The following is a 1,985-nucleotide window of genomic DNA, read 5'->3' on the forward strand; positions in this document are numbered from 1 at the left end:
TTCTGCAAGCTGGGTGCAGCGACTGGAGCAGAAATGGGTGATTTCACTTTAGCCTGATGATCTTGTTGACTGTCGACTTTGATGAATTGTTTGAGTTTCTTATAGTTAATCGTATAGAAATTGGTTTGTAGCCATTTATTCTGTGCTAACTTTTCAATCACAAGAATCCCAGCTCGCTTTAACTTTGCAACAATTCGTTTGATTGTTGAGATGCTATACACGCCAAGCGTGCTTTGCCACTGTTCATAACTATGGAACCAATATTTTTTCCCATTAAAGGTTTTTCCTTCGTTATTTTCTAAAAAGTAATGCAGCTTCTGTAAAAAATTAGCGGCAGCCACGCCAAACGCTTTAGCAAGCGTTGGCGAAGCAATCAGAGGATAGTCTCCAGATACGAGGAGATGATTATTCTTATTGGCCTTGGACATGATTCGCCCCACGTAGCACACGTTGTGCACGTTCAATCATCTTGTGACGTTGATGTGTACGAAATGCCCAGAGCGACGATAAATTATTATTTTGATTGAGCTTTGCAACTTCAAGAATTTGCTCATCAGTCATTTCATGCATACATTCTCGAATGATTTCATGGGCTTGTTCAAGTTCTTTGAGTAAGGAATTGGCGGTGTCAACAGCAATATAAAGATTGGCGAGTGTTTGACGCTGAGGATTTGAAATAGTTTTGCCAAGTTCAACAATCAGTTGCGAGGCTAGTTTTTTAGGTGTGCAAGAGTTTGCACCATGAAGAATTGCGTTCATAGTCGTTTCCTTGTAGATAAGTTTTAACACTTACCGCCAGCACTTTCCTACGGTGATGGTGGCAGCTTAACAGGAGTAGGAAATACCGTTCTACAAGGTACGGCCAGCATAAAGCTGTCCTGTCAAGCCGCCATAACGACAGCTAAACAATAGACAAAAAAATAGTCGCATAAGCGACATTTGTTTGCGCTTGTAGATATTATCAGGTTTCCTACGCCTGAACACAGATTTTGCTGTGTCCAATTAGCTTAACTGGGTATCACTTGAGCTGTCAACGCTGTGATTAGATCTTTTTACATATCTTAACATTAATTAATTGATTGATTCTGCTGGAGATATTTTAAATTTCTGACGGCTGGAAATTTGATTATGAACCATGTTTATGGTGGCGCATTGAGCACAAACTTTAATGTTTGATGGGTTTTTAACGGAAGTGATGCTAATGATTGATGATCAGGATTTCTAATCAAGCAAATTGAAGCTGATTCGCTAAAAGAATGAGTTAAATAAATCATCGATTGTTCAGGGCTTCAACAACCATTAAGACTTTCTCTAAGCCTGCTCTGGTTTGAAGTTGCTGAATCGGGACACCATCGGTTGCGGTATTGCATGCATTCATAAAATAATCAATCCATTCAGAATCATCGCCAGTGAGTGTTGATAAGCTTTGATAAAGTCGTATCAGTAATAATCCAGCTTCACCTTGTGCAGATGCGGGTTCTAATACAGCTGAGAATTCGATTTGGTTCATCGACGCGAGATCGAGACCCATCACAGTAGCCAGTTGAGTATTACTAAGACCGAGTAAATCCGCGGTATTCAATACGGCTTCTGCTAAAACCATTGATGTACTGGCTGAGTTCATCCAATCGACCCGCTGAGCTTTGCTGATTATTTATTCTATCTTATTTACAGCATATAACTGAAGAAGAGGGAACTTCAGTTTGATCGCTTTAAATCATCCTGAGCAAATCTCAATCTTCTCATTAACAGCTCATTAGGCATTGATTCATCTCAATGCTTCGAATGAAAAAGCTGAGCCGCGCCTGATTTAATTCTTTATTTTATTATTTTATTTTAATAGAGAACAACAGTCCATTTTAGCCTCATCCATCAAAGCAAAATGAGCCGATCGATCGGAGTAATTTGACCTTATGGGAAAAATCAAAGACTTAATGCGATTACATTTGGCGAATCTAATTGTCTAGGAGAGTGGTGGCAGTCCA

The 1,985-nt window shown here is 39.5% G+C and carries 2 protein-coding genes and 1 pseudogene; all 3 read right to left on the reverse strand.

From position 1 onward, the window contains the following. Nucleotides 1-428: pseudogene (locus IO68_RS31965) on the reverse strand (hypothetical protein); the annotation flags it as partial. Next, complete coding sequence (locus tag IO68_RS31970; protein ID WP_023014218.1) at nucleotides 412-759, reverse strand: hypothetical protein; 348 nt, start codon at nucleotides 757-759, stop codon at nucleotides 412-414. The gene IO68_RS31970 and the pseudogene IO68_RS31965, both read right to left, overlap by 17 nt. Nucleotides 760-1,270: 511 nt before the next feature. Continuing rightward, complete coding sequence (locus IO68_RS31975) at nucleotides 1,271-1,624, reverse strand: antitoxin Xre-like helix-turn-helix domain-containing protein (RefSeq protein WP_031234941.1); 354 nt, start codon at nucleotides 1,622-1,624, stop codon at nucleotides 1,271-1,273. Between the last annotated feature and the right edge of the window lie 361 nt (nucleotides 1,625-1,985).

This window comes from Acinetobacter sp. COS3, from assembly GCF_000475335.1.
In the GTDB taxonomy this organism is placed as follows: Bacteria; Pseudomonadota; Gammaproteobacteria; order Pseudomonadales; family Moraxellaceae; genus Acinetobacter; species Acinetobacter venetianus.